The organism is Grimontia sedimenti (assembly GCF_011045095.1).
GTDB classification, from domain to species: domain Bacteria; phylum Pseudomonadota; class Gammaproteobacteria; order Enterobacterales; family Vibrionaceae; genus Enterovibrio; species Enterovibrio sedimenti.
On the sequence record NZ_JAALDL010000017.1, the window covers coordinates 78696 to 102781 of the forward strand.

A 24086-nucleotide genomic window follows, 5' to 3' on the forward strand; every position below is an offset into this window, starting at 1 on the left:
TAACTTCTCCGGCGTTAATCGTTACTGTGTCTAAATTTGATAATATCGCGTCGCTGTTTTTTGTCAGGACGACGATCTGGACTTGGGTTGTGTGCATTCAGCTGACGCTCAAGGCTTCGTTGTTCCCTGCGCGACACGCTTTCCTTGGTTTCACTGTAAAGGGCCTGAGCCTCCGGCGCGCCGCGGCGACGCTCACTCAGTTGTTCGACGATGATGATTTTCTCATCAAAGCCTTGTCTCAGTTTGATCTCTGCGCCGATTTCTACCAGTTTGCTCGGTTTGGAACGTTGGCCGTTGTAGTGAACCTTGCCACCATCAATCATATTTCTGGCGATGGTTCGGGTTTTATAAAAACGTGCCGCCCACAGCCATTTATCCAGCCTGACCTGCAAATCCTGATCAAAATCGTTATCTTTCGAGCCCACTAGACACTCCTTTACATTCGGGGGGCTAAACTTATCACGTTTGCTGAATACGATCAGCATCACAATTCGAGCTCTTATATGGTGTTCATTCGTCTAACTTTCAAGCCGCAATGGAATCATTCAGACAAAAATCAGTTCTCACTTATCGGCAATGGACAAGAAAACAGGTAAATTGGTGAGTCAATTTCATATTCTTATTCTAAGGTGCCAAAAGGCATCAGATTGCGGCAATTGACTGAATGGCAATGAAGTGCCGATGTTTGTAACAGGAAAAACATGTCTTCGAATTTTGGGATAAAGCGCTTACCTGTCTGGGCGCAACCACAACTAGGAAAAGCGTTTCCGGCCGCGCTCGCGAAGTGGGTAACGCGTTTGCTGGTATTGATACTGGCATGGACGCTGGGAAGACTGGTATGGGTTTGGGTGCCCAATTCTGCGCCTGAAGCCGTTTCCGGTGCACCTGCTGCTGTGGCGACTGTTGTCGCACAGGGACCTGCTTATCAGCTCGACCAATTGATCAACCGTCACTTCTTTGGCCGATACAGCGCCAAAGCCGCTCCCGTTGAGAAAAAAACTGAACCTGTCGTCGAGGCTCCTCGTACCCGCCTGAATTTGACCTTGGTGGGTTTGGTTGCCAGTTCTGAACCTGATCGCGGTTTGGCTGTGATTGCTAACCGTGGCTCGCAAAAAACCTACGGTATTGGTGAAGCGATAGAGGGGACGCGGGTTATTCTTCGTCAGGTACAAACCGATCGCGTCATTTTGCGAAACAATGGGCGTGATGAGGCGCTGATGCTAGCGGGGGTCGATTACAACCAGTCCAGTCCTGCTAAGACCCGCGCGCAAACCAGGCCGAATATTCCCCAAAACACTGGAAAGGCAGATCTGAGCAATGTGAAAGCAGAAATCATGAATAATCCGCAAGCATTGCTGAAATACATCACACTGTCTCAAGAGAGAAACGAAGAAGGGCTGGTGGGATATCGCCTTGGGCCTGGTGGAGACAGCCGCCTGTTTGAGCAGGCTGGCCTTCAGTCTGGCGACGTTGCTGTAGGCATCAATGGTGCTGACTTGACCAACCCGGCAGAAATGAACCGTATTTGGCAAAGCTTGTCTGATGCCTCTGAAATCAGCCTAACCGTCCAGCGTGACGGTCAATTGCACGAAATTTATATCGGTCTGTAACTGGACTGGAAACGGAGAACGAAGTGAATACGTGGAAAAAACGTAAAACATCCTGGTTAGTTGCAGGTGTGCTTGCCATGCAAAGCATGGGAGCTTGGGCTGCCGAATTCAGTGCCAGTTTTAAGGGAACAGATATCCAGGAATTTATCGAGATTGTCGGACGCAACCTCGAAAAGACCATCATTGTTGACCCAGCGGTGCGCGGCAAAGTGAACGTGCGCAGCTACGACGTGCTGAATGAAGATCAGTACTACCAATTTTTCCTCAACGTACTGTCGGTTTACGGCTTTGCTGTGGTGGAAATGGAAAACGGTGTGCTGAAAGTGGTGCGTGACAAAGACGCCAAGCAATCGGCAATTCCTGTGGTGGGCGACAATGACAATATTCAGGGCGACGCCGTTGTCACCCGAGTGGTCTCAGTGAAAAACGTCTCTGTGCGGGAATTGTCCCCGCTGCTGCGTCAGCTGATTGATAACGCGGGTGCTGGTAACGTGGTTCACTACGACCCTGCGAATGTCATCATGATCACAGGCCGTGCAGCGGTGGTAAACCGCCTGGCAGACATCATTGAGCGTGTCGACCAGGCCGGTAATAAAGAAGTGGAAGTGGTTCACCTTAAGCATGCTTCAGCATCAGAAATGGTGCGCATCGTGGAAAGCCTGAACAAACAAGGCGACGGCAAAAGCACGCCACAACTTCTCCAACCAAGTTTTGTCGCCGATGAGCGCACGAACTCTGTACTCATCTCCGGCGAGCCACAGGTGCGTGATCGCATCCGCCGTCTTATCAACCAACTTGACCGCGAAATGGCAACTGTTGGCAACAACCGTGTGATTTACCTTCGTTATGCCAAAGCCGAAGAAGTGGTCGATGTGCTTCAGGGCGTATCAGAAAACCTGATTGCAGAGAAGCAAGGTGGCCAGAAAAGCGCTACCGGTGTCGGCGGGGACGTGAAGATCTCGGCGCACAAAGGCACTAACTCGCTGGTTATTACTGCGCCGCCAGACATTATGCGAGCGTTGGAAGGTGTGATTTCACAGCTTGATATTCGCCGTGCCCAAGTTCTGATTGAAGCCATGATCGTCGAAATGTCAGAAAGCGACGGTGCAAACCTCGGTATTCAGTGGGGCTCACTGGACGGTGGTGGTATCCAGTTTGGTAATACTGGCGTACCAATCACTAACTACCTGGCTGCGCAGGAAGAAGCGAAAGACAAGACAACGACAGAGTCGCGCTTCGACAACAATAACAACCTGGTTCAGGTGCCAATTACTGAGTCTGGCGACCCAACGGCGATTGCAGAAGTGCTGGGCGGTGTCAGTGGTCTTGCTGCCGGTGTAGTCTTCGGTGACTGGACCGCTCTGGTGACTGCAGTGTCGACCAACAGTGATTCCAACATCCTTTCTTCGCCAAGCCTGATGGTATTGGATAACGAAGAAGCTTCGTTCATCGTGGGTGAGGAAGTGCCTGTTGTGACGGGCTCTGCCACAGGTTCCAACAACGACAACCCATTCCAGACCGTTGAGCGTAAAGATGTCGGTGTGAAACTCAAGATCACTCCGCAAATCAACGAAGGTGATTCTGTACAGCTCAACATCGAACAGGAAATCTCGAACGTACTGGGCGCAAGCGGCGCCGTCGATATCCGCTTTGGTAAGCGTCAAATCAACACCTCGGTACTGGCGGCTGATCAACAGATGATTGTACTGAGTGGTCTGATTGACGAGCAAACCAACGAGAGTGAGCAGAAAGTACCTTTGCTGGGTGATATCCCGATTCTTGGCCACCTGTTCAAATCAACCTCGTCAGGCAAAACCAAGCGTAATCTGATGCTGTTTATCAAGCCGACTATCATCCGCACCGGTCTGACTGCAGATGGCATCACACAGCGTAAGTACAACTACATCCGCGCCGAGCAGATTTTCCGTGCGCAGGAAGAAGTGAAGTTGATGCCGGGCGTGACAACACCAGTACTGCCGGAGTTTGGCGCTGATTTGACCATGCCTGCGGAAGTGCGCGCCATCATGGCTGAGCTGAGGTAAGGCCATGGAATTGCTGTCTCAGGATACGGAAGTCGAAGCAGAACTGGCTCAGGACCTTAATGCCCCAATGGTAGCCACAAGACTGCCTTTTGGCTTTGCCAAGCGCCATGGCGTGATGGTGGAGCGAACAGAGAATGGTTTCCTGCTGTACTACCGTGACCAGCCAAAGCCTGCGGTGCTCAACGAAGTACGCCGCGTTCTCGGTCATGGCTTTACACCGATCCAGCTGCGCTCAGAAGATTTCGAGCCTAAGCTGACCCAGCTTTACCAGCGTGACTCTTCCGAAGCTCAGCAATTGATGGAAGACATCGGCGCTGACAGTGACGATTTCTTTGCGCTGGCTGAAGAGCTGCCGCAGAGCGAGGATTTGCTGGAATCGGAAGATGATGCGCCAATCATCAAGCTCATCAACGCCATGCTCGGCGAGGCCATTAAAGAAACGGCTTCGGATATCCATATCGAAACTTTCGAAAAGAGCCTGTCTATCCGTTTCCGTGTGGATGGTGTACTGCGTGAGGTATTAAGTCCTAGCCGCAAGCTGGCGCCGCTGTTGGTGTCGCGTATCAAGGTTATGGCGCGACTCGATATTGCAGAGAAACGTGTTCCACAGGATGGCCGTATTTCACTGCGCATCGGTGGACGTGCTGTAGATGTGCGTGTTTCGACCATGCCTTCATCTCACGGCGAGCGTGTAGTGCTGCGTCTTCTCGATAAAAACGCTACCCAACTTGATCTGGAAAGTCTGGGTATGACTCCGGCGGTTCACGACAACTTCCAGCATCTTATCAAACGCCCGCACGGCATTTTGCTGGTGACCGGTCCGACAGGTTCGGGTAAATCGACCACGCTGTATGCAGGTCTGACTGAGCTTAACAGTGCGGAGCGAAACATTCTGACGGTCGAAGACCCTATCGAATTTGATATCGATGGCATCGGCCAGACACAGGTGAACACCAAAGTTGATATGACCTTCGCCCGTGGTCTGCGCGCCATTTTGCGTCAGGACCCGGATGTGGTGATGGTTGGTGAGATCCGCGACCTTGAAACCGCGCAAATCGCGGTGCAGGCGTCACTGACGGGCCACCTCGTGATGTCGACCCTTCACACCAATACCGCAGTCGGTGCAGTGACCCGTCTTCGTGATATGGGTATTGAGCCTTTCCTTGTGTCTTCCTCTTTGCTTGGCGTGCTGGCACAACGATTGGTGCGTACCCTGTGTCCGGATTGTAAAGAACCTTACGAAGCGGATGCTCAAAGCAAAGCCTGGTTTGAGTTGTCAGAAAGCGAACCGTTGACACTTTACAAAGCCAAGGGCTGTAAGAAGTGTAATCATAAAGGCTATCGCGGCCGTACCGGTATCCACGAGCTTCTTGTCGTTGATACCCAGGTGCAGGAGCTCATCCATAACGAAGCGGGTGAGCAGGCGATTGAACGTTATGTTCGCGAGTCCACGCCGAGTATCCGTGCTGATGGCCTGATGAAAGTTCGCAAGGGCCAGACCACGCTGGAAGAAGTCCTGCGTGTGACGCGGGAGGGCTAATGGCAGCGTTTGAATACAAAGCGTTAAATGCCAAAGGCCGCACCGTAAAAGGCGTTATTGAAGCAGACACAGCGCGTCAGGCGCGTCAGATGCTGCGCGAGAAGTCGTTGGTGCCGATGGAAGTGGCGCAAACGCACGAAAAAGAGCAGCAAAAACAATCTGCCTCTGTCGGCTTCAAACGTGGGATCAGTACCAATGAACTGGCGCTGTTGACCCGTCAGCTTGCGACCCTGGTGCAGGCTGCCATGCCATTGGAAGAATGTATCAAAGCTGTTGCCGACCAATCGGAAAAGCAGCGACTCAAGAACATGCTCACCGGCGTGCGTGCAAGGGTGGTCGAAGGCTACACGCTTTCTGACAGCCTTGGCGATTACCCTCATGTGTTTGACCAACTGTTCCGCGCCATGGTGGCGGCCGGTGAGAAATCCGGTCATCTCGGCCCTGTGCTTGAGCGTCTCGCCGATTACGTGGAAAACCGCCAGCAAGTGAAGAACAAACTGATTCAGGCCATGGTTTACCCCATGGTACTGACGGTCGCTGCGATCGGTATCGTTGCCTTTTTGCTGGCAACCGTGGTGCCGGACATCGTGGGCCAGTTCCTGCAAACTGGGGCTGAGCTGCCAAACATCACCAAGATATTGCTCGCGGCGAGCGATTTCGTCACCAATTGGGGACTGTTGGTGCTGGGTGTCTCGGTGGCTTTGTTCGTACTGTTCCGTGTGATGCTCAGAAACGCAGAGCGGCGCCTAGGCTGGGATAGAAGCGTACTTGGTATGCCTGTGGTTGGGCGGGTTGCGCGGGGGCTGAATACCTCACGCTTTGCCCGTACTCTGTCGATTTGTACTTCAAGCGCCATTCCCCTGTTGGATGGGATGAAGGTTGCGGCAGACGTGATGACCAATACCTGGGTGAAAAGTAAAGTTCTGGAAGCGTCTGATCGCGTCCGGGAAGGGGCGAGCCTTAGGGTATCGCTGGAAAAGTCGAAACTGTTTCCACCCATGATGTTACACATGATTGCCAGTGGTGAGCGAAGTGGTGAGCTTGAGCAAATGCTGACCCGCGCGGCTGACAATCAGGACAGAGACTTCGAATCTCAGGTCAATATCGCACTGGGGATCTTCGGGCCTTTGCTCATCATTGTGATGGCGCTAATCGTACTGTTTATTGTCGTGGCAACCTTAATGCCAATTATCCAGCTCAACAATATCGTGGGCGTGTAACCACAACTCGCTGCCAAGCAGTGTTTTTTCAGGAGAGATAGAAAATGCAACGTCGTCAACAGGGCTTCACCCTGCTGGAAATCATGGTTGTTATCGTTATTTTGGGTGTACTGGCAAGTTTGGTGGTACCAAACCTGCTGGGTAACAAAGACAAAGCTGACCAACAAAAAGCCGTCACTGATATCAGTGCACTGGAAAATGCGCTGGATATGTACCGCCTAGATAACAGCGTTTACCCAACCACCGATCAGGGCCTGGATGCATTGGTGTCAAAACCGTCTTCGTCGCCAGAGCCGCGTAACTACCGTCAGGATGGTTACATCAAACGTCTGCCACAAGACCCTTGGGGCAACCAGTACCAATACCTGAATCCGGGTGAGCACGGTACAGTCGATATCTTCACGCTGGGTGCTGATGGTCAGGAAGGCGGTGAAGGCGTGAATCAGGACATCGGCAACTGGAACATGCTGGACATCAACTAATCGATGAGAAGAGGGCGCCGTCCGGGTTTACGTTGCTGGAAATCCTGCTGGTGATGGTGCTGCTGGCAATCAGTGCTGTCATCGTGGTGCCCAATCTTCCACAAAACAAAAGTGATGAAGCCAAGGAAGAAGCCCAGCGCTTCTTCCAGCTCATTCAGCTTTGGACAGAGCAGTCCTTGCTGACAGGGCAGACGTTTGGCCTCAACGTTGAAAAAGACGGTTACCAGCTTCTTCGCCTGACCCGTGAGGATTGGGAGCCAGTAGAGCAAGAGCGAAACATTACGTCCGTTACCTTGCCTGAAGGACTGGTGCTTGATTTAGAAGTCAGTGGCTTTGTGTCTGAAGAAGATCGTCTGTTCGACAGAGAAAGCCTGTTCGACGAAGAGATGTTTGCGGACGAGGAGAACAAACCGCCCCAGCCTCAGGTTGTCCTGATGGGGAACGGTGAAATTATTCCATTTACCCTGACCATTGTGGCGGACAAAAAGCGCCTCTGGCAGGTGAAAGGCAATGATGTGGCAACATTCGAAGTGAAGAACTTGAATGAGGATAAAGAGTGAGAAAGCGTCGCGGCTTTACCCTCATTGAAGTCTTGGTAGCCATGGCGGTATTTGCCGTGGCGGCAATGGCGGTGCTTAATGCCACCGGCCAACATGTTAATTCTTTGGGCGTATTGGAAGAAAAAACCTTTGCGTCCATGGTGGCAGACAATCAGTTGGCGCTGTTTGTGCTGGAAGACAAACCAGTGACATCGGCGAAAAATGGCAGCACGAAAATGGCTGGGCGCGAGTGGTTCTGGACGGTGAAACCTATTCCGACCTCTGACAACCTGCTTCGGGCGGTAGATGTGATTGTCTGGGCGGATGAGCGTCGTCAAGGCTCTCTGGTATCGGTGAGGACCTATGTGCCTGCGAACTAAGAGAGCGAAGGGTTTTACCCTGATTGAAGTGCTGCTGGCGTTGATGATTTTCGCCACCCTGAGTCTGGCGGCGAATCAGATTTTCCGGAACGTCATTAACAGCAACATACAGACAGAAGAAGTGGGCAATGCACTAAAAAGCCTGCAACGCACACTATTAATTATGGACAGCGACTTCCGTCAGATGCTGGCACGCCAATACCGAAATGGTGGCGACGAAGCCAAAGAAACTTTGTTGGAATTTGGTGACGATTTACTGGATTCAGAATCGCAGGGGATCCGATTTGTACGCGGTGGCTGGATTAACCCACAACAGCTTTTCCCGCGTGGAGAAGTGGTGAAGGTGGGTTACCGCATTCAGGATGACACACTGGAACGCATTCGCTGGATGTACCCAGATGACAGCTCCGCGACGGAACCTGCTTCCATGCCTTTGCTTGAGGGTGTGACAGACATTAAGTTTGAGGTGCAGGGCTCAGATGGATGGAAACGCGATTGGGACACGCCGCTCGAAATGCCAAAAGCCATCCGGGTGACGTTGGATACCGAGCGCTATGGTGAGCTAACCCGTATTTATCTGCTGCCAGGACAAACTCTGGCACCGCCGGTGGGGAATACGCCATGATGAAGCGTCGGTCACAACGCGGCGTTGCCCTTTTGGTGGTGCTACTCATCATGGCATTGATGACCACGGTTGCGGTCAGCATGTCGGGTAGGATGTTTGTAAACTTCAACCGGGCAGAAAGTCAGGTGCGATATCAACAAGCCTACTGGTACGCCCAATCGGTTGAATCCTTGGCCCGTTTTGGTATCGAGGAAAGCTTCGACAGTAACGATACTGTGACCCTCAGTCAGCCGTGGGCTGTACGTGATCAGGTTTATCCGCTCGATGGTGGCCAGGCGACGGGTAATGTTTACGACCGACAGGCGTGTTTTAACGTCAACGGACTTCGCAGTGTGAAACCGACGGAAAATGGCACTAACCCTAAAATGGTGGTGTCGTTTCAACAGCTGATTGAATCGCAGGGCATCGACAGCTTTGAAGCGGAAACTGCGGCAGCGGCAACCTGGGAATTTGTCGATACTGACACCAATGTCCAGTCGCCGCTAGGCGTGGAAGACAGTGAATACGAAGCGCGTCCCGTGCCACACGTAGCGCCAAACAGTTTTATCGCGGACATCTCTGAATGGCGTGCCATCAATGGCGTGACGCAAGATATGTTCGACAAAGTTGGTTCGCTACTTTGTGCGATTCCCAGCGATAAGTTGGTGGTGAACGTTAACACACTGACCGAGGAAGATGCGCCAATATTGAGCGCCATCTTCCACCCGAACCTCAGTGAGGATCAGGCAAAAGAATTGATCAACGGAAGAAACGCCGTTGATGGCTGGCAGGACGTGGCCAGCTTTATGGCCGAGCCAGTACTGGCGGGCATTGAACAAGATGAAAGGGAACGACTGCAGCAATATTTGGATGTGCGCAGCCGCTACTTTGAATTGGATACAGAAATTACCCTCGACAGCGTGACGCTAAGACTGCGTTCTTTGCTGAAGAGGGATGACAACGGCGCGGTAACCGTTATCCGTCGTCGCTTTGGAGGAATGAGTGAGCGAGATCCTGACAATCAGGCTTAACAGTGATCCGCAGGAGTTGATCCCCTGGCTGGTCTGGTCGCCAGCCCAGCAGGAAGTGATTGCTTCTGGTGAGGCCGAGAGCTTGTCACAGCTGACGGATTATGCGGCTGAGCGGGACGTGGTGGCATTGGCTGACAGTGCTGCTATCACGCTGACTACCGCGACGATTCCTGCGGGCAGTGAACGCCAGCTCGACACCGTTTTACCCTTCCTTTTAGAAGATGACTTGGCACAGGATGTGGATCAGGTTCATATCACTTTGCTGGGGAAAAGCGGCGAGCTTGCCAATGTTGCCGTGGTCGAGCACAAGCTACTCCAGCGTTGGCTGGACGATTTGGCTGATGCTGGACTGCATATTCGTAAGCTGGTGCCGGATTGCTTGTGTTTGCCAATGCATGATGATGGCTACAGTGCGGCGAATCTGAACCATCGCTGGCTGATGCGCACCGGCGAAACAGAGGGCAGCGCCGTCGAAGAAGGCTGGCTGCCAGTTTGGCTGCAAAGCATTAACAGTCTCCATGAAGAGGATGGCGGTACTAAAACCGTCTACAGCTATTCAGATGTCCCGGAAGACATGGGTGACAACTGGAAAACTGAACCGTGTGAGCTGGTGATGCTTCTCCTTGCTCAACAGGCGATGCAAAGCCGCTACAACCTGCTGGCAGGACACTACAAACCACAGAACCAGATTTACAAACATCTTAAGCCTTGGCGCGGCGCGGCGATTGCCGCGGCGGTGTTATTGGCCGTGTTGGGTGGCGAGAAAATCGCAGACATCTATCAGATGGAAGCGCAGGCCGCGCAATACCGTGAGCAAAGCGAAGCGAAAGTGCGCGCACTTCTGCCGCAAAATCAGCGTATCCCGACCACCAGTTATATGCGCCGTATCATCGAAGGAGAAGTGAGCAGGCTCTCCGGTGGTGGCAACCAATCAGGCGTGATGGTGTGGATGTCCGAATTAGGCCCGCTGTTAGAATCTGCGCCGGGCATCCAGCTCGATGCGCTTCGGTTCGATCAGGACCGCGGGGAGCTTCGTTTGAATGCGCGTGGAAAGGATTTCGGAGACTTCGAGAAATTGCGTGAAGCCTTGTCGACCAAATACAACACAGAGCTGGGGCAGCTAAGCCGCGATCAGCAAACCGTGACCGGCGCCTTTGTATTGCGTAAGGAGCCATCATGAACGCATTGATTGCTTATTGGAAAGGCCTATCGCGCCGCGAGCAACGCTTGCTGAGTGTCGCAAGCGCAGTATTGGTTCTGGGTGTCCTTTACTGGGGAGTTATCAGTCCATTACAGGAACGTGCCGAGCAGGCCCAACAACGTTTGAATAGCGAGCGTAGCTTGCTGAGTTGGGTGGATGGCAAAGCCGCCGAAATCCAAGCGTTGCGCCGTGTGGCTGGAAACAGCGGTCAGGTGAGCGCCCTCCCACTTAACCAGTCTGTGACCACGTCAGTTAAGCGTTATAACCTCGAAATTGTGCGTTTGCAGCCTCAGCAGGAAGAGATTCAAGTGTGGCTGAAGCCGATGCCATTCAATTCACTTATCAGCTGGCTTGACTACCTATCGATTAATCACGGCGTCGAAGTGAAGTTTATTGATGTGGGCAAAACCGACACTCAGGGTGTCGTTGAAGTAAAACGACTGCAACTGGGAAGAGGGTAAGATGAAACGTGTGATCCTATGGAGCGTGCTTTTTCTTGTCGTATTGATCTCGAGCGCTGTGGTGCACATTCCGGCGAATCTGGTTGTGCGTTACCTTCCGCCCATGCAAGGACTGTCGCTCAGTGGCGTATCGGGAACCTTGTGGAATGGCTCGGCGTCTAATTTTACGTTTCAAGGTCGGGAAATGGGTGCGTTGAAGTGGCAGTTCAATCCACTGAAACTCTTTACCGGCAAAGCAGATGTGGAACTGCGCCTTTCTGGCTCGCCGGGTTTGTCGGCGCGCGGAAACCTGGGATATAGCCTGGGTGGTCTCTACGCGAATAACCTTTTGGTCTCGGCGTCTGCCAATGTGGTGCAGTCGTTTATTCCGTATCCAATGCCTGTTAGTCTGTCCGGACAGTTTGATTTAACCGTACGCGATTACCTGTTTAACCAACAGCCTTTCTGTGAATCGCTCGCTGGCAACCTTGCTTGGTCGCAAGGCAACGTGGCTTCACCCATCGGCACGATTGATCCGGGTTTAGTGGTCGCGCAATTGTCCTGCAATGAAGGTCAGTTGGTGATGGATGGTGACAGTGCGTCTGATGCGATTGAAACTGATTTCAATATTTCGCTGTCACCGGATCAACGCTATAGCCTGAATGGTTGGTTTGCGCCGGGAGAGACATTTCCCGAAAGCATGCGAGGCCAACTTGGTTTCTTAGGTACGCCGGACAGCGAAGGCCGTTATCGCCTCAGTTTCAGCGGTTAACGGGAGAGCAAGCATGAAAAAGCAGATTCCACCTGAAATTCTGGACGCTAAGGTTGTTGCTAAATCGCGTCTGTTTCAGATTGAAGCCTTGGATCTAAAGTTCAGTAACGGTGAAGAGCGCACTTACGAGCGCATGAAACCAAGCGGCCGCAATGCTGTGATGGTGGTGCCAGTGACAGAAAACGGCGACTTACTGTTGGTGCGCGAATACGCTGCCGGAACTGAACGTTATGAACTAGGCTTTCCAAAGGGGCTGATTGATCCGGGTGAGACCGCCTTAGAAGCGGCAAACCGAGAACTTAAAGAAGAAATTGGTTTCGGTGCTCATCAATTGTTCCCGCTGAAAGAAGTGGTGCTCGCACCGTCTTATTTTTCCAGCAAAATGACCCTGCTGCTGGCGCAGGACCTGTATCCAGAGAAGCTCGAGGGCGATGAACCTGAGCCGTTGGAATTGGTCCGTTGGCCTGTTGCGCAGGCAGAAGAATTGTTATCTCACGTCGATTTTGGGGAAGCGCGCAGTATTACTGCATTACTGTTGGCCTTGAGAGAGCTTTCCGGCCGTTGATCACTTCGTGACCAAAGACCATTGGACAAAGTCGTAGTGTGAGAGCCCAAGAGGAGTGTTACATGGAGCTGTCACAACTGCTTCAACCCGTGATAGAGATTGCCCGGGCTTCCGGTCAGGTGATCCTGGATATCTATCAGCGTGGTGAATTTGAAAAGAACATCAAAAGCGATGACACACCAGTGACCAGCGCCGATCTCGCGGCGCACAAACTGGTTACTGAACGCCTGAGTGCATTAACCCCGGATATTCCTGTGCTGTCAGAAGAAGACGCTTCGATTCCGTTTGCTGAGCGTGGCAACTGGGAGCGTTACTGGCTGGTGGATCCGCTGGACGGCACACAGGAGTTCATTGCCGGAAGTGGCGACTTTGCCACCATTATCGCACTGGTGGAAAACAATCAGCCGGTGATGGGTGTGGTGTATGGTCCAGTTTCCGGGGTTTCATACTATGCTGCCAAAGGTCACGGGGCGTGGAAGGTGATGCCGGATGGCGAAAAACACCGTCTGTCTATCCTCAAGCATGAAGATGAACTCGCATCTCTGTCGATTGCGATAAGCCGTCGTCAGGACATCAAAGCGATCACTGACCGCCTTGAGCCTAGCCGCAACTATGATTTGGTGCCTCTGGGTTCTGCGGCGCTGAAGTCCTGCTTAGTCGCAGAAGGCGCGGTGGATTGCTACCTTCGCCTTGGCCCAACCGGCGAATGGGACACGGCGGCGACCCAATGCATCGTAGAAGAAGCGGGCGGACGTATTCTGGATATGACGCTTTCACCGCTGTCCTACAACGAGAGGGACTCGCTGGAAAACCCGAATTTCATTGTACTGGGTGATACCGAACTGCCTTGGCGACAGATTGTGAGGCTGGAAGGCTAACCTAGCCACCTTTCACTTTCGTCCAGAGACAAAAAACGGAGCAGAAGCTCCGTTTTTTTATTGCCTGCGGCAAATCAGAACAGACGGTTAAGGCCGTTCAAGGCTGCTACGCGGTAGGCTTCTGCCATGGTCGGATAGTTGAAGGTAGTATTGATGAAGTAATCCAACGTATTCCCTTCGCCTTTTTGCTCAAAGATCGCCTGACCGATGTGGATGATCTCCGCCGCACGCTCACCAAAACAGTGGATCCCCAAGATCTCTTTAGTTTCGCGGTGGAACAGGATTTTCAGGCTTCCCACATCCATGCCAGCAATCTGTGCGCGCGCCAAATGCTTAAACTGCGCGCGTCCCACTTCATAAGGCACTTTTGCCGCGGTTAGTTCCTGCTCGGTTTTACCCACTGAGCTGATTTCCGGAATGGTGTAAATCCCGGTTGGGATATGATCGATAAGGCGGCCTTTGGCCTGACCTTCCACCATTGCCTGAGCGACGATTCGACCCTGATCGTAAGCTGCACTCGCAAGGCTTGGATAACCAATCACATCACCAACCGCGTAAACGTGCTCTACTTCGGTGCCGTAGTTATCGTTCACTTTGAGCTGACCACGTGAATCTGCCTTCAAGCCGACGGCTTTCAGGTTCAGCGCATCGGTATTACCGGTACGGCCGTTAGCAAACAAAATACAGTCAGCTTTCATCTTCTTGCCGGACTGTAGATGCAAGATAACGCCGTCTTTGGTGCCTTCGATTTTCTCGTAGGTCTCATCATTACGGATCAGAACGCCGCTGTTCCAGAAGTGGTAGGAAAGCGAGTCTGACATTTCGTTATCGAGGAACGAGAGCAGGCGGTCACGGGTATTGATCAAATCCACTTTAATACCAAGACCACGGAAGATAGACGCATATTCGCTGCCGATAACGCCCGCTCCATAGATGATGACGTGACGAGGGTCGTGCTGCAGCGAGAGGATAGAGTCACTGTCATAGATACGCGGATGCTTGAAGTCGACATCTTTTGGACGGTAAGGGCGTGAACCTGTCGCGATAACGAATTTGTCGGCCGTGTATTTGTCGACGCTGCCATCCGCGGCTTTTACTTCAATTTCGTGCGTGCCGCTGAACTTGGCGCTGCCGTGAATGATGCTACAGAGGTTCCTGTCGTAAAAGCCCTGACGCATGCGGGTCTGTTTGCCAATAACTGATTGGGCATGGCCAAGAATGGCGGAAAAGGTACTGTGTACCTGCTTGTTGTCGCCAGTATAAATAGGGCTCTGGTTGAACTCGATAATACGGCTGACGGTGTGTCTCAACGCTTTGGATGGAATGGTGCCCCAGTGGGTACACCCGCCGCCAACGGTACCTTCTTTTTCAATCACCGCGACGCGTAAGCCCGCTTTGGTCAGGCCCATGGCAGCCCCTTCGCCGCCAGGGCCGCTACCTATTACGATGACATCAAAATGGTTAGACGATGTAGGGGTCGCTTTGCTCATGTCCGTATGGCCTTTTGTTTTCATTATGTTAAGGATTGCGGGCTAAGTGTAGCGCTCACAAGGCGTGGCGAGAATCAACTCGCTCCTATTCAGCGTAGGTGATCACGCAACTTAACGTAAAAACAGGCCTCTAAATGCATATACGAAAGGAAATGCCCTAGAAAAAGACGCTAAACCCTGCCGAGAAGAAATATTCATCGTAATCATAGAAGTCGATATTCGAGGTGTGATGGGTGTAGCTCGCTAAAGAGACAAACGAGAAATCCTCAAAACCAAACAGATTTGCATACTCATAGGCACCGAATGCTGTGTAATGCGTATCTGAACGTTTTTCATCTTCAAATATAGGGTTTGGCGCTTTGTATTTTGATGAGCCGGTAGTTAGCGTTGCTGCAAACTTGTGGCGTTGATGGAGCTTGAACCATGTGCCTTCCGCACCAAGGTGATCATAGGCCATCGCATCACCCTTAGTGTCATGGTGCAGGTAGCGAAGAGAAACGCTATAGCCGCTTGTTGGCGTCAGCATGCCTTGGTAACTCAGCTTGCCAAAATAGCTGTTGCCATCTCTGTTCATCAGTTGTTGAGTGTCTTGAGTTACTCCCGATAATTCCTCATCCACCTTGATGTTTGCGATGCCGATATCAACGGAGTAGGCAGAGCCATTGATGTTGGAGAGTGAGAAAAGATAGGCGTTGCCCGTTCTGTCAGTGGTTTCTCTTGCTGCGTCAAAATTGTAAGGGTCCTTCCACACTTCTTCACTGAGCACGGTTGGGAGGAACGCCAGACTCACTTTAGTGCCGGAGTCAGTCAAATAGCGATAACCCATTTCCAGAGCAATGAGACCCGTGGCAATGTCTTCGCGGGATGTACCAATAAAAACCTGTTTATTAAGGTCTTCGCCAAAGGTGTAGGTAAGGTTGCCAAGCGCTCCCCCAATTAACTCCTCGGTGCGTTTTTGTGCGCCATTTGGTAAATACTCATCACCAGAGGTCGATAAATTTGAGTTCGTCGAAGACATGCCCGCCAACATGGAAAACTCACCAGTCACCCCTTCTTCTTTGGCTAGTTGTGCGTTACTTATTGAGGAGAAACCCGCGAAGAGGAGGCAGGTGGCAACTTTTACATGTTTCATAAATCAGGCCTTCTGTGTCGTTAACAGGAATGAGCATATGGCGCTGATCTTAGAGCGAATAATAAATGAGCGACATGACTCAAATTTGTCAGTATTGGCTGGGGTTATGGCATGAAAAGGACCGGCAAGGCATTAAATGAGGTGTTTGGGGTTTTTGAATGAGGCAAGTTGATGAATAGGACAATAAAGCTTCTTAACGTAGTTTGAGTATTAGCACTGAACTCACTAAAAAAACCGAGTATAGTTTGCGGTTAGATTTCATGAGGTAAAACACTGACGATGGGAATTAGAGCTCAACAGAAAGAAAAAACCCGGCGAACGCTGATTGACGCGGCTTTTAGCCAACTCAGCGCAGACCGAAGCTTTTCCAGTCTCAGCTTACGCGAAGTGGCACGTGAAGCCGGTATTGCACCGACGTCGTTTTACCGCCACTTCAAAGATATGGACGAACTTGGCCTGACCATGGTGGATGAAGGTGGTTTGTTGTTGCGTCAATTGATGCGACAAGCTCGCCAACGTATCGCCACCGAAGGTAGCGTTGTCAGAACGTCAGTAGAAACCTTTATGGAATTTATCGAAAGCAGCCCCAATGTATTCAGGCTGCTATTGCGTGAACGTTCCGGTACTTCAGCGGCTTTCCGTGCAGCCGTCGCACGTGAAATTCAACACTTTATCGCTGAGCTGACGGAATATTTCCAGGCGACAGGCGGATCGACCCGAGATGAAGCCTATAATCAGGCAGAGGCATGTGTCACATTGGTATTCAGCTCAGGTGCAGAAGCACTGGATCTGGACAAGCGCGCACGTGCTGAACTCGCGGAACGTCTGGTGACCCAGCTGCGCATTATTGCGAAAGGCGCTTACTGGTACCGTAAAGAACGTGAACGCAATGCTCTCAAGGATAAGTTGTCTTCAGGCAGGTAAGTAATATGGAACAGAATCACCAATCAGAGCGTAAATTTCTCCTTCTCGCCGTGGTCGCAGGTCTATGTGGCAGCGCATCACTGGCAACGCTTTTCGTCGATAGCGTTGCTTTCTCCGTTTTCCCGATCATTGCCTTTATTCTGGCGGTGTACTGCTTTTACCAGCAGCATGTTAACCAACCACTGACCGAGGGCACACCGCTTATCGCGTTTGCCTGTTTCCTGGTCGGTGCCTTTGGTTATACGGCGTTTGTGCGTATGCAGGTGCCAGAGCTTGGCGGTAACTTCTTCCCAATTATCGTGACCATGCTGTTGGTTTTCTGGGTGGCATTCAAGATGGGTTGGCTGAGTGTCGGTGGCACTAAGAAAGAAGAAACCCCTGCCGAAGAGTAATGCTGGCAGTTGACACAAAAAAGGCGCCTAAGGCGCCTTTTTCTGTTTCTGAACATTTATTTACGCTCAAGTAGCACACCCGCTTCCATATGGTGGGTGTAAGGGAACTGGTCAAACAGCGCAAAACGTGTGATGCGGTGTGTTTCTGACAGAATATCCAGGTTCTCTTTCAGTGTCTCCGGATTACAGGAGATATACAGAATGCGGTCGTAAGCCTGCACCATGCGGCAGGTACCTTCATCCATGCCTGAGCGCGGCGGGTCGACAAAGATAGTGTTGCAGTTGTAGCTTTTCAGATCTACACCGGCTTGCTGCAAGCGGCGGAACTCACGTTTACCTTCCATCGCTTCCGTGAATTCTTCTGCAGACATACGGATGATTTGGACATTGTCGATGTTGTTTGCTGCAATGTTCCACTGCGCAGATTCAACAGAGGGCTTAGCCAGTTCGGTTGCCAGAACGCGATCAAAGTTGTCCGCCAGTGCCAGTGAAAAATTACCGTTACCGCAATAAAGTTCGAGCAGATCGCCTGTGCTGTCCTGAGTACAATCCACTGCCCACTCAAGCATCTTCTCTGCCACTTTCCCGTTTGGCTGGGTGAAGCTGTTTTCAATTTGCTGGTAGGTCAGGGTGCGATCGTTAACGCTCAGCTTTTCCACCACGTAATCGCGGTCAATCACGATCTTTTGCTTACGCGCGCGGCCAATCAGGTTCAGGTTGAAGCCTTCATCGTTCAGACGTTGCTTCAGCATGCGCGCATTTGCTTCCCATTCTTCGTCAAGCTGACGGTGGTAAAGCATTGAAGCCAGTACTTCACCGCTCAGGGTAGATAGGAAGTCCACCTGGAACAGTTTGCGACGCAGGCTTTCAATCGGACGGATAGCATCAACCAGCAGAGGCATCAGATCGTTGATGATGCGGCTTGCCTGCGGAAACTGGTCCACACGGTACTTCTGCTTGGTCTCTTGATTGAACATGATGTAATAGAGGTCATCCCCTTCATGCCAGACACGGAATTCCGCACGCATGCGGTAGTGTTTGTCTGGAGACGGAAACACTTCCAGCTCAGGCGCATTGAACTCGGTAAACGCGTCTTGCATACGCGCGATTTTCTCGTCCAATTGCGCCTGATATTGGGTGGTGTCAATCAGGGTATTGCTCATATTACCTAACCTGCATAACTAAAAATGAGCGCAAATTGTAAGTAGCGGAACCATATTGTCCAGCCTTTTCGCTGACTTTTTCGCCAGTAGAAGCGTAAACCTGTGCCTTGGGATAATATTGGCACACTTTAATCAGACCGAGCCTTGTCATGAGCTTTCGAAAACCAAAGAACCGCAAAGAGATTTGTTATCCGTTTATCTATGAGTCGGCACTGACCTGCGACTATGAAATCCACACTGACGAGCTTTGCAGTTTGGTGGGGATGGCACTAGCAACCTTGCCGGAAGGTTTTGATGATGTGCGGGAAGATCTCGAGACCCTTCATCCAAAAATCTATCACCTCAATGGTTCGGTGCGTGGGAAGACGGCCATCTTTGAAGAAGATTTGGAATGGCTACATGCGAGATACGACCATTACAACGAATTAAGCCGTGGTCGTATTAACCGCTTTGTGCTGCCAAGAGGTCCGGTTGGTGTAATGGCGTTGCATCAGTGCCGCACGGGCTCAAAGAAAACCGTGCGTCTGCTTCATCGCTTAGATGAATCAGGCGTGACCTTTGAGCCAGTACTGCCCCGTTTCGCTAATCTACTTGCTAACTTCTTCTTCGTACTGACGGTGTATATCAAGATGAAGCTGGACGTAGAAGAAGTGGAGTTTGTCAGTCTCAGCTATTGAAAGCGCTGCCAAGCACAAATCACCCATTTCCCGAGTGAATGAGACCAAGTTCTCAATATCTATGTATCAATGGCGCGCTGACTCCTCTATACTCTGCGCGCTTTCACTCCAGCTGGGAATCCGGTGAGAATCCGGAACTGGCGCGCAGCGGTAAAGAGAAACGAAAGTGACAAGGCGAAAGCCAGACACTGCATGTAAATGTGGGAAGTCGTCACTGTAGGTCGTCTCTAAGTCCGAATATCAGCTGGGTCACAATATGGTTTCAGGATCTCCTGACATCATTGGATACACGCGATATTTGGATCTGATATGTCTAAAAAGCTACTTGCAGCAGGTATGCTGCCATGGGCTGCGTTTGCGCACGCCGAAACAACCACCCCTTCTATCGACGACACTATGGTCGTTTTCGCTCGCAGCGAATTCGTAAACTCCATTGCAGACATCCCTTCTAATGTAACAATTGTTACTCGTGATGAAATAGAAAAAAGCAATGCTAAATCGCTGGAAGCCTTACTCAAGGGGCGTGCTGGTATTCAGTTATCTGACTCAAACAGTGGTGCATCATTTTCACTCCGTGGCATGAGCGGCGAGCAGGCCGCTAACAATGTTCTGGTGTTGTTAGATGGACGTCGACTCAATTCTCTCGATCTTACTTCACCAAATCTGAACTTCATTCAGCTAAACGATATAGAAAGTATTGAAATCTTGTCTGGCAGTGCAGGTGTTCTATACGGTGATCAAGCTGTGGGTGGCGTTATAAATATCGTTACCCGCTCTTCTAAAGACGACAGAGTCACAGCGAGTGCTTCTTACGGAAGTTTTGACTCTGTAAATGCGAATGTAGCTGCATCTGGGGCAATTAACGAAACGACGAGTTATCGTTTTTCTGCTACTCAAGATAACTCAGACAACTATCGCAAGCATAACGCCAGTCAGAATGGGGCTTTGATGGGCCGTGTTGATTATGAAAACACAACAAGAAAAGCTTACTTGGAACTTGGCTACTATGATACCGAGCGAGAGTATGCTGGTAGCCTAACAAAAGAGCAGTTTGAAACTGATCCAACTCAAGTTAACCCTTCAAATAAAGACGACTACAGTCATGCTTATACTCGTGTTGCACGCTTAGGCTTTGACCAAGCTTTAAGTGACGACTGGTTGTTGAAAAATGAATTTATCCTCGATGATACGACGGAGCATGGTGCTATTTGGGGTGGCGCTACAAATGTAGATAGTGGCCAAGCTTTCTTATCAAGCCAAGTAGAAGGAAAGCATGATACATCTTCGGGAGAAGCTTATTTCCTCTTTGGTGTAGATGCAGGTAAGGCCGAGTATGACTATAAAAGCTCGTTCACTGACAGAGATATCGAGCAGAGAACACTTAATGTCTACTCGCAGTATAAGTATCCGTTAATTGAGAACTTGGTTTTCACTCTAGGCGGTCGTTATGGGCGCGTAAAAGATGATCTCAACGATCAGGCTGTATACCCTGACGGAGTCAAACTTAAAGATGACGCTTCTGCGTATGAGTTGGCGCTTAATTACCAGATTTCTAAAAAGTCTCGTGTATACGTTCGTACCGAGAGCAATTTCCGCTTTGCTAAAATATCAGAGCAAGCATATACACAGCCTGATGTTATTGGTCTTAAGCCGCAAACAGGTGTCTCTAACGAGATTGGTTGGCACTGGACTGATACCGATTACTCTTTGCGTATTGATGCTTTTAATTTGAATCTTGATGATGAGATCGTTTACTTAGACAGTGCGCAAAAGCCGGATGGAGGCATGTTTGACGGAGCTAATGTAAATGCGGATTCATCTGAGCGAAATGGTGTTTCTGTCTTCGGTGATTACTATGTCAACGATGATTTGCTAGTTTCACTGGAGTACAGCTACGTTGACGCTGAAGTAACTGAAGGTGAAAACAAAGGCAAAGAAGTGCCTTGGGTAGCTGAGCATACTGCTAGAGTTGGCTTTAACTATTATATCACTGACGAAATTGATGTTTATTCAGATGCAGTGTACACCGGTTCAATGTACCGGAGCGGTGACGATGCTAATGATTTGGAAAAAGTTGGTGCTTACTGGTTAGTAAATTTAGCTATCAACTACAACGTAAATGAATCATTCACTCTTTCGGCTAGTGCAGAAAACCTGCTAGATGAGAAATATGCTTCTTTTGTATCCTACAACGGATATTCAACAGGGTATTATCCCGGGTCGGAGCGTGCTTACTACGTTACGGGAACATATCAATTTTAATTCAGCTTAAAGCCGCCATCAGGCGGCTTTTTCTTTTGGAATAAAGAATGAAAAAACGCGCTATTGTCAGTTGGTCATCAGGTAAGGACTCAACTCTGACACTGTGTCGACTGCTGGAAGACGATCGTTATCAAGTTGTTGGACTGTATACCACCTACGTGGCAGGCACTGTTCCTTTCCAAGCAACGCCAATCAATGTTGTCAAAGCGCAGGCAGAAAGTATTGGATTGCCTTTGGTGCTTATCGAACTGAACGAAGTCTTTCCTCCCAATGATGTTTATCAGAAGAGGGTTGTCGAAGATATACGCAGTAGTGGGCTAAATGTCGATGCAGTGGCGTTTGGCGATATGTTCTGTAATGGCATTGAAGAATACCGCAGAAGCTATATTGAACCTCAGGGCTGGGAGTGTGTTTTTCCATTGCTCGGTGAGGGAAGCGAGATGCTTGCAAACGACATCATTGCTTCAGGCATTAAGACCACACTTTCTACCGTTGATACCTCTCAGCTGGATGGAAGATTTCTTGGCTGGGACTATAACGCCAATTTGTTAGCTGAGCTTCCAAATGGCTGTGACCTTTGTGGCGAAGACGGGGAGTTTCACACTATCGTTACCGATGCTCCTTGCTTTCAGTATCCCCTGGATATTGAGATCACAGGTTTTCAGCGGGAAGGGAGATTCCACCACCTTAGCTATCATCTCGTCAGGTGAAAGATTCAAATTCGCTGGCGTGCGAAGTATGATTGCGTCGCAAGTGGATAACAAAGGGTTATAGCGTGAAGAGTGTGCTGATTTTTGATTCTGGTGTAGGTGGCCTTTCTGTGTTTAAGGAAGTGGCTCAGCTACTGCCGGAACAGCATGTCGTGTATGCCTTCGATAATGCAGCTTTTCCCTATGGTGAGTTGGCGGATGATGTGCTTATCCAACGTGTCTGTGGAATGGTCTCCGCGATTTGCCAACAGCAGGATATCTCGTTAGTTATCATTGCATGCAATACCGCAAGCACACTCGTGCTGCCACATCTGCGGGATCTGCTTAATGTCCCAGTAGTCGGGGTTGTTCCTGCTATTAAGCCTGCTGCCGCAATCAGTAAATCCAAAAACATTGGCCTTTTGGCTACTCCCGCAACAATCAGACGTCCTTATACGCATCAGCTTGTAAAAGAGTTTGCGCCCGATTGTGAAGTTGAATGGTAGGTTCAACGGAACTCGTACAAATGGGAGAGGGGAAATTGCGTGGCAGAAAGGTCGATAAAAAAATATTAAGCGATGTACTGGCACCGTTTATAAATAAAACAGACTGCATTGTATTGGGTTGCACACACTTCCCGTTACTTCGTGAAGAAATTGAAGACATTTTAGGCGAACAATGTCTGGTAATTGATTCAGGTAAAGCGATCGCCAACCGCGTAGTGACATTATTAAAAGAGGGAGATCAAATGACCTCCCTCAGTAAAGCTGAACATTTTGTTTTTAGTAGCGCTCCAGTGAAAGAAGAAGAAGCACTAAATCAAGAGTTAGAAAAGTTGGGCTTTGCAACGATTAGCCGCGCTCCGATTTTCTAGGATCATTCGCCTCTCTAACTTTAAGAGTCCTTTCACCGTATTCGCTGTTGTTCAAAGCTTCTATTGCATCAGCAGCATCTCCTGCTGCAATCACGACAAATCCAAAGCCACGTCGCTTCCCGGTGCGCTTGTCTTTCATCAAGCGCACGGCAAAGACCTCACCATGTTTAGAGAACAGTTCCTTTACGTCATTTTCATTTGCACGGTAAGGAAGGTTACCCACATAGATGGTTTTGCTGGTGGAAGGACTAGACTCTGAAATATCGCCTGAAGATTTAGTAGAAAAAAGAGAAATGGCAATACCTGTTGTAATTGCACCAAGTGCGAATGCATAACCTGTACTGGCAATTAAAGTGGAGTTTTTTAAAAGCAATGCACCAAGGAGTGCGATGGCTGCAGTAATAAGCAAGCTGATAGATGTTTTCATAATCGTCTAAAGTAAACGTCGGTTAGAAGAAATAGCATGAAGAATCGAAATCAATGCTGACTAAAATAAATACAATTGTCGGGTTGATATTACGGATATTGAGTTCTTATTGCTAGTAAGTGAATGTGACGGCTATCTAATGTTGCAATTTGTTGTGTTTTTCAAAGTTTAGGTTGAATTGTGTTCGAACGAAAAAAAACCAATAAAAACCCTTGCCAATGTGATCCCAGTCTCTATAATGCCGCTTCACCGACACGGAGAGCGGCTCCCACAGCGGAAAGGTCCACTCAAATCGGTACGGCGAAGGCCTCAAAAATTGAGTTGAAATAAACGCTTGACGCGCTGTTTCGAATCAGTAGAATGGCCGCCCGCTTCGAAAGGAAATTCACCCCGAGAGGCAAGTCAACAAGGTGTTTTGAGGGTTGCGAAAGCAACGCTGAAAAATCTCAAAATTTCTTCTTGACTTCATCGCCCGGCAGCGTAAAATTCGCAGCCCTGACGGTGAGAAGCAACGCTTCTTCAAGTCAACGTTCTTTAACAATTTGACCTATGCAATCTGTGTGGGCACTCGTGATTGATAGACAAAAGATTTATCGATGTTTACTGAGTGACCAAACGAAAACTCTTCGGAGTTATCGGCACAGTCAATTTATACAGTATTTCATCGAGCCAAAAACTTTAATTGAAGAGTTTGATCATGGCTCAGATTGAACGCTGGCGGCAGGCCTAACACATGCAAGTCGAGCGGCAGC

General features: G+C 50.0%; 24 protein-coding genes, 1 rRNA gene, 1 pseudogene and 1 riboswitch. Of the genes and pseudogenes, 21 read left to right on the forward strand and 5 right to left on the reverse strand.

Annotated features, from left to right (window positions below; translation table 11 throughout):
- Nucleotides 1–14: 14 nt before the first annotated feature.
- Nucleotides 15–425 (reverse strand): ribosome-associated heat shock protein Hsp15, encoded by a 411-nt coding sequence (hslR, locus tag G5S52_RS19285; protein WP_165017549.1) that lies wholly within the window; start codon nucleotides 423–425, stop codon nucleotides 15–17.
- 276 nt (nucleotides 426–701) lie between these two features.
- Between hslR and gspC the strand changes: the two genes are divergently transcribed.
- The 14 genes from gspC to cysQ all read left to right on the forward strand — a co-directional run bounded on the left by gspC (nucleotide 702) and on the right by cysQ (nucleotide 13304).
- Complete coding sequence (gene gspC, locus G5S52_RS19290; protein WP_165017552.1) at nucleotides 702–1610, forward strand: type II secretion system protein GspC; 909 nt, start codon at nucleotides 702–704, stop codon at nucleotides 1608–1610.
- 23 nt (nucleotides 1611–1633) lie between these two features.
- Nucleotides 1634–3652: a type II secretion system secretin GspD gene (gene gspD / locus G5S52_RS19295; RefSeq protein WP_165017555.1), complete on the forward strand. Its 2019-nt coding sequence runs from the start codon at nucleotides 1634–1636 to the stop codon at nucleotides 3650–3652.
- A 67-nt stretch (nucleotides 3653–3719) separates the two neighbouring features.
- Entirely contained in the window at nucleotides 3720–5192 is a 1473-nt protein-coding gene (gene gspE / locus G5S52_RS19300) for a type II secretion system ATPase GspE (protein WP_438590731.1), read from the forward strand.
- A complete protein-coding gene (gene gspF, locus G5S52_RS19305) occupies nucleotides 5192–6412 on the forward strand; it encodes a type II secretion system inner membrane protein GspF (protein ID WP_002539737.1) in 1221 nt (406 codons plus the stop codon). The genes gspE and gspF overlap by 1 nt, the downstream gene beginning before the upstream one ends.
- Nucleotides 6413–6456: 44 nt before the next feature.
- The gene (gspG, locus tag G5S52_RS19310) at nucleotides 6457–6894 is read left to right on the forward strand and encodes a type II secretion system major pseudopilin GspG (RefSeq protein ID WP_002539739.1); all 438 of its coding nucleotides are present in this window, start codon (nucleotides 6457–6459) and stop codon (nucleotides 6892–6894) included.
- Nucleotides 6894–7454 carry a type II secretion system minor pseudopilin GspH gene (gspH, locus tag G5S52_RS19315; protein WP_368737484.1) on the forward strand — a complete coding sequence of 187 codons (561 nt, stop codon included), beginning with the start codon at nucleotides 6894–6896 and terminating at the stop codon, nucleotides 7452–7454. The genes gspG and gspH overlap by 1 nt, the downstream gene beginning before the upstream one ends.
- Nucleotides 7451–7813, forward strand: a complete 363-nt coding sequence (gspI, locus tag G5S52_RS19320; protein ID WP_039850159.1) for a type II secretion system minor pseudopilin GspI — start codon at nucleotides 7451–7453, stop codon at nucleotides 7811–7813. The genes gspH and gspI overlap by 4 nt, the downstream gene beginning before the upstream one ends.
- Nucleotides 7797–8438 carry a type II secretion system minor pseudopilin GspJ gene (gene gspJ, locus G5S52_RS19325; RefSeq protein WP_039850160.1) on the forward strand — a complete coding sequence of 214 codons (642 nt, stop codon included), beginning with the start codon at nucleotides 7797–7799 and terminating at the stop codon, nucleotides 8436–8438. Before gspI ends, gspJ begins: the two co-directional genes overlap by 17 nt.
- Complete coding sequence (gspK, locus tag G5S52_RS19330) at nucleotides 8435–9448, forward strand: type II secretion system minor pseudopilin GspK (RefSeq protein WP_438590730.1); 1014 nt, start codon at nucleotides 8435–8437, stop codon at nucleotides 9446–9448. The genes gspJ and gspK overlap by 4 nt, the downstream gene beginning before the upstream one ends.
- Nucleotides 9420–10628, forward strand: coding sequence for a type II secretion system protein GspL (gene gspL, locus G5S52_RS19335; RefSeq protein ID WP_165017567.1), 1209 nt, complete (start codon nucleotides 9420–9422; stop codon nucleotides 10626–10628). The genes gspK and gspL overlap by 29 nt, the downstream gene beginning before the upstream one ends.
- The gene (locus tag G5S52_RS19340) at nucleotides 10625–11110 is read left to right on the forward strand and encodes a type II secretion system protein M (RefSeq protein ID WP_165017570.1); all 486 of its coding nucleotides are present in this window, start codon (nucleotides 10625–10627) and stop codon (nucleotides 11108–11110) included. The genes gspL and G5S52_RS19340 overlap by 4 nt, the downstream gene beginning before the upstream one ends.
- 1 nt (nucleotide 11111) lies before the next feature.
- A complete protein-coding gene (locus G5S52_RS19345) occupies nucleotides 11112–11861 on the forward strand; it encodes a type II secretion system protein N (protein WP_165017574.1) in 750 nt (249 codons plus the stop codon).
- 13 nt (nucleotides 11862–11874) lie between these two features.
- Nucleotides 11875–12426, forward strand: a complete 552-nt coding sequence (gene nudE, locus G5S52_RS19350; RefSeq protein ID WP_165017577.1) for an ADP compounds hydrolase NudE — start codon at nucleotides 11875–11877, stop codon at nucleotides 12424–12426.
- A gap of 62 nt (nucleotides 12427–12488) precedes the next feature.
- Entirely contained in the window at nucleotides 12489–13304 is an 816-nt protein-coding gene (gene cysQ / locus G5S52_RS19355; RefSeq protein ID WP_046305057.1) for a 3'(2'),5'-bisphosphate nucleotidase CysQ, read from the forward strand.
- Nucleotides 13305–13378: 74 nt separating this feature from the next.
- Here cysQ and sthA read toward each other — a convergent pair whose 3' ends face one another.
- Together sthA and G5S52_RS19365 are read right to left on the reverse strand one after the other, a co-directional pair.
- The gene (gene sthA, locus G5S52_RS19360) at nucleotides 13379–14794 is read right to left on the reverse strand and encodes a Si-specific NAD(P)(+) transhydrogenase (protein ID WP_165017580.1); all 1416 of its coding nucleotides are present in this window, start codon (nucleotides 14792–14794) and stop codon (nucleotides 13379–13381) included.
- Between the two features lie 157 nt (nucleotides 14795–14951).
- The gene (locus tag G5S52_RS19365; RefSeq protein ID WP_165017583.1) at nucleotides 14952–15926 is read right to left on the reverse strand and encodes a DUF2860 family protein; all 975 of its coding nucleotides are present in this window, start codon (nucleotides 15924–15926) and stop codon (nucleotides 14952–14954) included.
- A gap of 279 nt (nucleotides 15927–16205) precedes the next feature.
- On the opposite strand from G5S52_RS19365, the gene fabR reads away from it, so the two are divergent.
- Nucleotides 16206–16850 (forward strand): HTH-type transcriptional repressor FabR, encoded by a 645-nt coding sequence (fabR, locus tag G5S52_RS19370; RefSeq protein WP_002539752.1) that lies wholly within the window; start codon nucleotides 16206–16208, stop codon nucleotides 16848–16850.
- Between the two features lie 5 nt (nucleotides 16851–16855).
- Nucleotides 16856–17242: a YijD family membrane protein gene (locus tag G5S52_RS19375; RefSeq protein WP_002539753.1), complete on the forward strand. Its 387-nt coding sequence runs from the start codon at nucleotides 16856–16858 to the stop codon at nucleotides 17240–17242.
- Nucleotides 17243–17298: 56 nt separating this feature from the next.
- Here G5S52_RS19375 and trmA read toward each other — a convergent pair whose 3' ends face one another.
- A complete protein-coding gene (gene trmA / locus G5S52_RS19380) occupies nucleotides 17299–18405 on the reverse strand; it encodes a tRNA (uridine(54)-C5)-methyltransferase TrmA (RefSeq protein ID WP_165017586.1) in 1107 nt (368 codons plus the stop codon).
- A 149-nt stretch (nucleotides 18406–18554) separates the two neighbouring features.
- Between trmA and G5S52_RS19385 the strand changes: the two genes are divergently transcribed.
- The 4 genes and pseudogenes from G5S52_RS19385 (at nucleotide 18555) to murI (ending at nucleotide 22907) form a co-directional block, all read left to right on the forward strand.
- The gene (locus G5S52_RS19385; RefSeq protein ID WP_062708786.1) at nucleotides 18555–19082 is read left to right on the forward strand and encodes a cobalamin adenosyltransferase family protein; all 528 of its coding nucleotides are present in this window, start codon (nucleotides 18555–18557) and stop codon (nucleotides 19080–19082) included.
- 76 nt (nucleotides 19083–19158) lie between these two features.
- A riboswitch (cobalamin riboswitch) is annotated at nucleotides 19159–19345 on the forward strand.
- Between the two features lie 46 nt (nucleotides 19346–19391).
- The gene (locus G5S52_RS19390; RefSeq protein ID WP_165017589.1) at nucleotides 19392–21344 is read left to right on the forward strand and encodes a TonB-dependent receptor; all 1953 of its coding nucleotides are present in this window, start codon (nucleotides 19392–19394) and stop codon (nucleotides 21342–21344) included.
- A 47-nt stretch (nucleotides 21345–21391) separates the two neighbouring features.
- Nucleotides 21392–22054, forward strand: a complete 663-nt coding sequence (locus tag G5S52_RS19395; protein ID WP_165017591.1) for a Dph6-related ATP pyrophosphatase — start codon at nucleotides 21392–21394, stop codon at nucleotides 22052–22054.
- Between the two features lie 65 nt (nucleotides 22055–22119).
- Nucleotides 22120–22907, forward strand: a pseudogene (murI, locus tag G5S52_RS19400) (glutamate racemase).
- Here the strand turns inward: murI and G5S52_RS19405 are convergent.
- Entirely contained in the window at nucleotides 22885–23334 is a 450-nt protein-coding gene (locus G5S52_RS19405; RefSeq protein ID WP_165017593.1) for an RNA recognition motif domain-containing protein, read from the reverse strand. The pseudogene murI and the gene G5S52_RS19405 overlap by 23 nt on opposite strands.
- Nucleotides 23335–24013: 679 nt before the next feature.
- Here G5S52_RS19405 and G5S52_RS19410 point away from each other — a divergent pair.
- Nucleotides 24014–24086, forward strand: a 16S ribosomal RNA gene (locus G5S52_RS19410); the annotation flags it as partial.

Bases quoted from the DNA above. Each gene is read 5' to 3' on its own strand.
- gspC (WP_165017552.1), top strand. From the start codon at position 702: ATGTCTTCGAATTTTGGGATAAAGCGCTTACCTGTCTGGGCGCAACCA.
- gspE (WP_438590731.1), top strand. From the start codon at position 3,720: ATGGTAGCCACAAGACTGCCTTTTGGCTTTGCCAAGCGCCATGGCGTG.
- gspF (WP_002539737.1), top strand. From the start codon at position 5,192: ATGGCAGCGTTTGAATACAAAGCGTTAAATGCCAAAGGCCGCACCGTA.
- gspG (WP_002539739.1), top strand. From the start codon at position 6,457: ATGCAACGTCGTCAACAGGGCTTCACCCTGCTGGAAATCATGGTTGTT.
- gspJ (WP_039850160.1), top strand. From the start codon at position 7,797: ATGTGCCTGCGAACTAAGAGAGCGAAGGGTTTTACCCTGATTGAAGTG.
- gspK (WP_438590730.1), top strand. From the start codon at position 8,435: ATGATGAAGCGTCGGTCACAACGCGGCGTTGCCCTTTTGGTGGTGCTA.
- G5S52_RS19340 (WP_165017570.1), top strand. From the start codon at position 10,625: ATGAACGCATTGATTGCTTATTGGAAAGGCCTATCGCGCCGCGAGCAA.
- G5S52_RS19345 (WP_165017574.1), top strand. From the start codon at position 11,112: ATGAAACGTGTGATCCTATGGAGCGTGCTTTTTCTTGTCGTATTGATC.
- nudE (WP_165017577.1), top strand. From the start codon at position 11,875: ATGAAAAAGCAGATTCCACCTGAAATTCTGGACGCTAAGGTTGTTGCT.
- cysQ (WP_046305057.1), top strand. From the start codon at position 12,489: ATGGAGCTGTCACAACTGCTTCAACCCGTGATAGAGATTGCCCGGGCT.
- sthA (WP_165017580.1), bottom strand. From the start codon at position 14,794: ATGAGCAAAGCGACCCCTACATCGTCTAACCATTTTGATGTCATCGTA.
- G5S52_RS19365 (WP_165017583.1), bottom strand. From the start codon at position 15,926: ATGAAACATGTAAAAGTTGCCACCTGCCTCCTCTTCGCGGGTTTCTCC.
- fabR (WP_002539752.1), top strand. From the start codon at position 16,206: ATGGGAATTAGAGCTCAACAGAAAGAAAAAACCCGGCGAACGCTGATT.
- G5S52_RS19375 (WP_002539753.1), top strand. From the start codon at position 16,856: ATGGAACAGAATCACCAATCAGAGCGTAAATTTCTCCTTCTCGCCGTG.
- trmA (WP_165017586.1), bottom strand. From the start codon at position 18,405: ATGAGCAATACCCTGATTGACACCACCCAATATCAGGCGCAATTGGAC.
- G5S52_RS19385 (WP_062708786.1), top strand. From the start codon at position 18,555: ATGAGCTTTCGAAAACCAAAGAACCGCAAAGAGATTTGTTATCCGTTT.
- G5S52_RS19390 (WP_165017589.1), top strand. From the start codon at position 19,392: ATGTCTAAAAAGCTACTTGCAGCAGGTATGCTGCCATGGGCTGCGTTT.
- G5S52_RS19395 (WP_165017591.1), top strand. From the start codon at position 21,392: ATGAAAAAACGCGCTATTGTCAGTTGGTCATCAGGTAAGGACTCAACT.
- G5S52_RS19405 (WP_165017593.1), bottom strand. From the start codon at position 23,334: ATGAAAACATCTATCAGCTTGCTTATTACTGCAGCCATCGCACTCCTT.